The sequence below is a fragment of the Mycobacterium sp. 1245805.9 genome, from assembly GCF_001672915.1.
Taxonomy (GTDB): domain Bacteria; phylum Actinomycetota; class Actinomycetes; order Mycobacteriales; family Mycobacteriaceae; genus Mycobacterium.
This window is the reverse complement of the sequence record NZ_LZKR01000074.1, coordinates 1-6,253: the sequence shown is the minus strand read 5'-3', so window position 1 is coordinate 6,253 and position 6,253 is coordinate 1. Positions and strand designations below refer to the sequence as shown.

General features: G+C 66.6%; 4 protein-coding genes and 1 pseudogene. 3 read left to right on the top strand and 2 right to left on the bottom strand.

Going from position 1 to position 6,253, the window contains the following annotated elements; all coding sequences use genetic code 11:
• Positions 1 to 334: pseudogene (locus tag A9X00_RS11120) on the top strand (ABC transporter); the annotation flags it as partial.
• On the opposite strand, the gene A9X00_RS11115 reads toward A9X00_RS11120, so the two are convergent.
• Positions 318 to 884 carry an isoprenylcysteine carboxylmethyltransferase family protein gene (locus A9X00_RS11115; protein ID WP_067152848.1) on the bottom strand — a complete coding sequence of 189 codons (567 nt, stop codon included), beginning with the start codon at positions 882 to 884 and terminating at the stop codon, positions 318 to 320. The pseudogene A9X00_RS11120 and the gene A9X00_RS11115 sit on opposite strands and share 17 nt — an antisense overlap.
• A 141-nt stretch (positions 885 to 1,025) precedes the next feature.
• On the opposite strand from A9X00_RS11115, the gene A9X00_RS11110 reads away from it, so the two are divergent.
• Positions 1,026 to 2,966: an acyl-CoA dehydrogenase gene (locus A9X00_RS11110; protein WP_067152846.1), complete on the top strand. Its 1,941-nt coding sequence runs from the start codon at positions 1,026 to 1,028 to the stop codon at positions 2,964 to 2,966.
• Positions 2,967 to 2,993: 27 nt separating this feature from the next.
• On the opposite strand, the gene A9X00_RS11105 is transcribed toward A9X00_RS11110, so the two are convergent.
• The gene (locus A9X00_RS11105) at positions 2,994 to 3,476 is read right to left on the bottom strand and encodes an LppP/LprE family lipoprotein (protein ID WP_369830741.1); all 483 of its coding nucleotides are present in this window, start codon (positions 3,474 to 3,476) and stop codon (positions 2,994 to 2,996) included.
• Positions 3,477 to 3,798: 322 nt separating this feature from the next.
• Here A9X00_RS11105 and A9X00_RS11100 point away from each other — a divergent pair.
• A partial coding sequence (locus A9X00_RS11100; protein WP_156772035.1) for a molybdopterin oxidoreductase family protein occupies positions 3,799 to 6,253 on the top strand: 2,455 nt, incomplete at its 3' end.

The following is a 6,253-nucleotide window of genomic DNA, read 5'->3' as shown; positions in this document are numbered from 1 at the left end:
GCTGGCGCTGTCCGCGATGGGCAGCCGGCTGCGCGAGGTGCTGCCGCTGGCGGTGCTGGTGATCCTGGCCTCGCTGCTGTTCAACGGGAGCCTGGTGCAGCTGGTGAGCAAGTGGGGCTTTCAGCAGGTTTCCTGGTTCGTCCCGGCGCAGTGGGGCTTCGCGGCGTCGGCGTCGGTCGCCGATCTGCGCAGGGTCGACGCGCTCGCCGCCAACGCCCAGATGTGGACGCATTATTCGGGCTGGTGGGTGTTCGACATGGTGATGCTGTTGGGATTCGCCGCCGGCGCGGCCGGCTTCGCCCTCTACCGGCTGCGGGCTAGACATACCGCCTGACGTGGCGGCAGTAGTCGGCGTATTCGTCGCCGTAGCGCTGCCGCATGAACCCCTCCTCGCGCAACACTTGCCGGTGGAACAGAGCCGTGCCGGCGAGCAGGTAGATCAACGGAACCCAGTTGGGGAACACCAGCAGCTGGCCGACGAGGAAAACGAAGAATCCGACGTAGATCGGGTTGCGGCTCACCGCGAATACGCCCGTCGTCACCAGCCGGCCGGGCTCCTCGACGTCGATGCCGACCCGGAAGCTGTTGCCGAACGACACCAGGCTGAGCACCAGGATCAGGACCCCGATCAGGCAGAGGGCCACTCCGACCCAGGCGAGAAGCGTCGAGTGGAAGAACAGCTGACGGCCGGCCAGGGGCCAACCGAAGGCGGCGCCGAACACCGTATAGAAGTAGAACAGCGCGACGGGCGGAATCAGGAAGTCGGTCTTGTCGAGCTTCCCAAAATGCATTGCTTGAGTGCCGGTTCTGCGCAGCAGTATCACTCTGCCGATGACGGTGCCGATCAGGAGCACGACCGTGGCGGCGGCGAGATACTGCGGCATGGCTTGATCATGGCACCCGCGCCGCGGCGCCGAGCGTGCGCTCAATGCGAAAATCCGGCCCCAGACCCGCAACCGGTGCACGGTGGGCGATTGTTGTTCAAGGTCTGTTTCAACGCCTGAGCAGCGGGCTACCGTCGTTTTATGGCGCCAGACACGAAGAGCACGGCCGAACACCTGCGCAACGCCTTGGACGGGCGGTGGCGCGACGTGAAGAACCGGATGCGGGACACGATGACCGAGGAGCTGTTCCGCCCGCATTACACGCCGAACACGGTGATCGCCCGCACCAAGGTGGCCGAGCAGATGCGGATCATGGCGGCGTTCGGGGCCGCCGCCGACAACTTCCGCAAGGAGCACGGCGGGACCGGCGACGTGGGCGCCGCGATCACGATGATCGAGATGCTCGCGATGTCGGACCTGTCGCTGATGGTCAAGGCCGGGGTGCAGTGGGGGCTGTTCGGCGGTGCCGTCGAGAACCTGGGCACCGAGCGTCACCACGAGGCGTACGTGAAGCAGATCATCAGCCTCGAGCTGCGCGGCTGCTTCGCGATGACCGAGACCGGACACGGCAGCGACGTCCAGTCGGTGGAGACCACCGCGACCTACGACGCCGAGACCGAGGAGTTCGTCATCGACTCCCCCACCCCGACGGCGCGCAAGGACTACATCGGCGGCGCCGCCCAAACCGCCACCATGGCAGCGGTTTTCGCGCAGTTGATCACCCACGAGGACGGCAAGCCGGTCAACCACGGCGTGCACTGCGTTCTGGTCCCGATCCGCGACGCCGACGGCAACGACCTGCCCGGGGTGACGACGTCGGACTGCGAGTACAAGGGCGGCCTGCCCGGCGTGGACAACGGCCGCATCGTCTTCGACCACGTCCGCGTGCCGCGGGTGAACCTGCTGAACAAATACGGCGACGTGGCGCCGGACGGCACCTACAGTTCGCCGATCGACAACCCCAACCGCCGGTTCTTCACCATGCTGGGCACGCTGGTTCGGGGCCGGATCACGGTGGGCGGCAGCGCGGGCGCCGCCGCGCGCGTTGCGCTGGACATCGCCACGCGATACGCGTTGCAGCGCAGGCAATTCAAGGCACCGGACAACGACACCGAGGTGCTGATCATGGACTACCTGGTGCATCAGCGCCGGCTGTTTCCGTTGATCGCGAGGTCGTACGCGCTGCAGTTCGCCCAGAACGAACTGGTCAGCAAGTGCCACGACATCCAGACCGCGGATGCCCCCGACGCCGACGAGCAGCGCGAGCTGGAGGCGCGGGCCGCCGGGCTCAAGGCGGCCAACACCTGGCACGCGTCCCGGGCCATCCAGGAGGCGCGGGAGGCCTGCGGCGGCGCGGGTTACATGGCCGAGAACCGGCTGATCGGGCTGCGCGGCGACACCGACGTGTTCACCACGTTCGAGGGTGACAACCATGTGCTGACCCAACTGGTGGCCAAGGAGCTGCTGACGGCCTATGCCGACGACATCCGCAGCATGAGCCCGGTCGAATGGGTGCGCTTCGCCGCCAACACCGTCGGTGAGCGGGTGCGGAAACGCACTGCGGCCGAGGCGATTATGCAGACGATCATCGACGCCCGGCAAGACAGCGAAGAGGAAGGCAGCCTGTTCAACCGCGGCACCCAGGTCACCATGTTCGAGGAGCGCGAGGACTATCTACTGTCGTCCGTCGCGCGCCGACTGCAGGGAAAGTCCAAGGAGATGTCGGAATTCGACGCGTTCAACGCCGTCCAGGATCACGTGCTGCACGCGGCGAGCGCGCACATCGACCGGATTGTACTGGAGGCGTTCGTCGCCGGGATCGACTCGTGCGAGGACGAGGACGCCCGCGAATTGCTCGAAACGGTCTGCGATTTATACGCGCTGTCGGTGATCGAGGACGACAAGGCCTGGTACATCGAGCATGGCTACCTGTCGACCGGGCGGGCCAAGGCCGTCACCCGCGGCATCAACGATCGGTGCCGCAAGCTGCGCCCGTACGCCGAGACGCTGGTGGACGGATTCGGCATCCCGGAGCAGCTGCGGTACGCGGAGATGCTGCATCCGGAGAACCTGCCGGACTGAGTCCGCGGAAGCGGTTGTGCGGCAGCGTTACTGATGCGGGACCTTGCCGAGCGCCTGCAGCTTGCCGTCGGATCCGATCTGGAACTTCACCGTGCCGATTCCGGTGGGACAACAGGGTTCGTCCTTGCCGACCTGCCATTGGTACTGAACGGTGACCGTGTCGTCGGACGGGGGCAGCACGGTGATGTACGGCTTCGGATTGGGCGTGGGCGAGCCCAGCGGGGTGTTGTGATCGAAGAAAAGCAGCTGCTGCGGCGTCGACTCGCTGGCGATGGTCGGGATGATCTGGACCCAGTACAGCCGGCACTTCTTGGTGTGCCCCCGCGCGATTTCGACCCAGGTCGAGCCCGGCACCTCGACCGGGACCGAGGCGATGGCCTGGCGCACGGTGTCGGCCGTCGGACCGTCGGAGTCCTTGCAGGCATCGCCCCGCGACGGCGGCGGCGGCGTCGGTTTTCCCCCGCAGGCCGACACCAACAAGATCAGCAGAATCACAAATGGGCGGCGCACATTGTGAGCTTAACGAAATCTGTGAATATCCCATTTGTTTCGTCGGAAGCGTGCTTCTGAGAGGCAATTCACCGGTCGCCGCGGGTAATCTGGCGGTCGTCGCGGATCGGCGCTGACCTGCGATTAGGCGGTATTTCACCGGACCTCACAGGGCAGTCCGGATGCCGTGAAAGGAAGCCGTAAAACGGCGGAAACATCGGACGCCCGATGCCGAAACATCGCTGCCGCACCATTTGGTGCATTGGGCCCTTGCGCGCTCGAGGGGAGGAAAGAAGGCGTGGCCAAAGAGCCTCGTGGCGTTCGCGCCGACGCCGTGCAGAGCATGTGCGCCTACTGCGGCGTCGGCTGCGGCATGGTGCTGCACGTCACAGGGGACCCGGCGAGCGGCCGTCGTCACGTTACAAAAACCGTTGGGAACAAAAGCCACCCGGCCAACTTCGGCCGGCTGTGCACCAAGGGCACGACCACGTCCGACATGCTGGCCGCGCCGGGCCGGATGGAATCGGCGCACGTGCGCGCCGACCGCGGCGAGCCCCTCGAGCCGGTCGACATCGACGACGCGATCACTCGGTGCGCGAAGCGGCTCCGCGCGATCATCGACCGGCACGGCCCCGACTCCTTCGCCATGTACGTGTCCGGCCAGATGTCCGTCGAGGCGCAGTATTTGGCGAACAAGCTGACCAAGGGCTTCATCGGCACCAACCAGATCGAGTCGAATTCGCGGCTCTGCATGGCCAGCGCGGGTTCCGGATACAAGCTGTCCCTGGGCGCCGACGGACCGCCCGGCTCATACCAGGACTTCGACGCGGCCGACGTGTTCCTGGTCATCGGGTCCAACATGGCCGACTGCCACCCGATCCTGTTCCTGCGCATGATGGAACGCGTCAAGGCCGGCGCCAAGCTGATCGTGGTGGACCCGCGCCGCACCGCTACCGCCGAGAAGGCCGACCTGTTCTTGCAGATCGCTCCCGGGACCGATCTCGCGCTGCTCAACGGGCTGCTGCACCTGATCGTCCAAAACGGGCACACCGATGCCGAATTCATCGCCGAATTCACCGAAGGCTGGGAGGTGATGCCGAGCTTCCTCGGCCCGTACAGCCCGGAACGAGTCGGCGAAATCACCGGTATCCCAAGCGAAGACATCCGCACCGCGGCGCGCTGGATCGGCGAAGCCGAAAACTTCGTGAGCTGCTGGACGATGGGGCTCAACCAGAGCACCCACGGCACCTGGAACACCAACGCAATCTGCAACCTGCACCTGGCGACCGGCACCATCTGCAAACCCGGCAGCGGCCCCTTCTCGCTCACCGGGCAGCCCAACGCCATGGGCGGCCGCGAAATGGGTTACATGGGGCCGGGTCTACCCGGTCAGCGCTCGGTCGTCTCGGCCGCCGACCGCGAATTCGTCGAGGACCAGTGGGGCATCCCCCGCGGATCGCTGCGCACCGAGGCCGGCACCGGCACCGTCGACATGTTCTCCCGCATGGCCGACGGCCAGATCAAGGCCTGCTGGATCGTCTGCACCAATCCCATTGCCTCCGTGGCGAACCGGAAAACCGTGCTGGCCGGCCTGGAACGCGCGGAGCTGGTGATCGCCCAGGACGCATTCCTGGAGACCGAGACCAACGAGTATGCCGACGTGTTGTTGCCGGCCGCCCTGTGGTCGGAGGCCGAAGGGGTGATGGTCAACTCCGAGCGGAACCTGACCCTGTTCCAGCCGGCCGTCACCGCGCCGGGCCAGGCGCTTCCGGACTGGCAGATCATCGCCCGAATCGCCTGCGCGATGGGGTTTTCGGAGTCGTTCAGCTACGGCTCCGCGGAGGAAGTGTTCGAGGAGATCAAGCGATTCTGGAACCCGGCGACGGGCTACGACCTGCGCGGCGCCACCTACTCTCGGTTGCGCCGGACGCCGCTGCAATGGCCGTGCCCGCCCGACGGTGCCGACCGTAACCCCATCCGCTACCTGAACGACGGCGTCAGTCAGGCCAGGCTGGTCCGCGACGACGGCAGCACGCCCCGGCTGGCCTTCCCCACCCCGAGCGGTCGCGCGATGTTCTTCGCCCGTCCGCACCTGTTGCCCGACGAAATGCCCGACGACGACTTCCCGTTCCTGCTCAACACCGGGCGCCTCCCGCACCAATGGCACACGATGACCAAGACCGGGAAGGTCGCCAAGCTCAACAAGCTCAACCCCGGGCCGTTCGTGGAGATCCATCCCGACGACGCGGCCCGCCTACAGATCTGCGACGACGACTCGGTCGAAATCGCCTCCCGCCGCGGGCGGGCCGTGCTGCCCGTCGTCATCACCGACCGCGTCCGGCCGGGCAACTGCTTTGCGCCCTTCCACTGGAACGACGTCTTCGGCGAGTACCTGTCGATCAACGCCGTCACCAACGACGCCGTGGACCCGGTCTCCCATCAGCCCGAGTTCAAGGCCTGCGCGGTGTCCCTCACCAAGGTCGCCGTCGCGCAACCCGATTCGAGCGACGCCCCGCCGGCCGCCGACGAGATCAGCCTGGCCCGCGTCGACGCCGTCGCCGAACTCCTCGGGGTGGCAAACGAACCGGCGCCGCAGTTCGGTCCGCTGGGCCGCTCCTACCTTGCCGGCCTCGTCGCGGGGCTGCGCTCGGAAGCCGGACGCCGCTCGGGGGTGCCCACCCTGCCGCAGAACGCCCCGTTCGATTCCAGCACCCGGCTGTGGGTCGACCAGCTGACGTCCCCATGTCCAGTTGCTCAGCTCGGCCTTGTTCTCCGGCCTCAGCAGCTCGGCCAGTTTC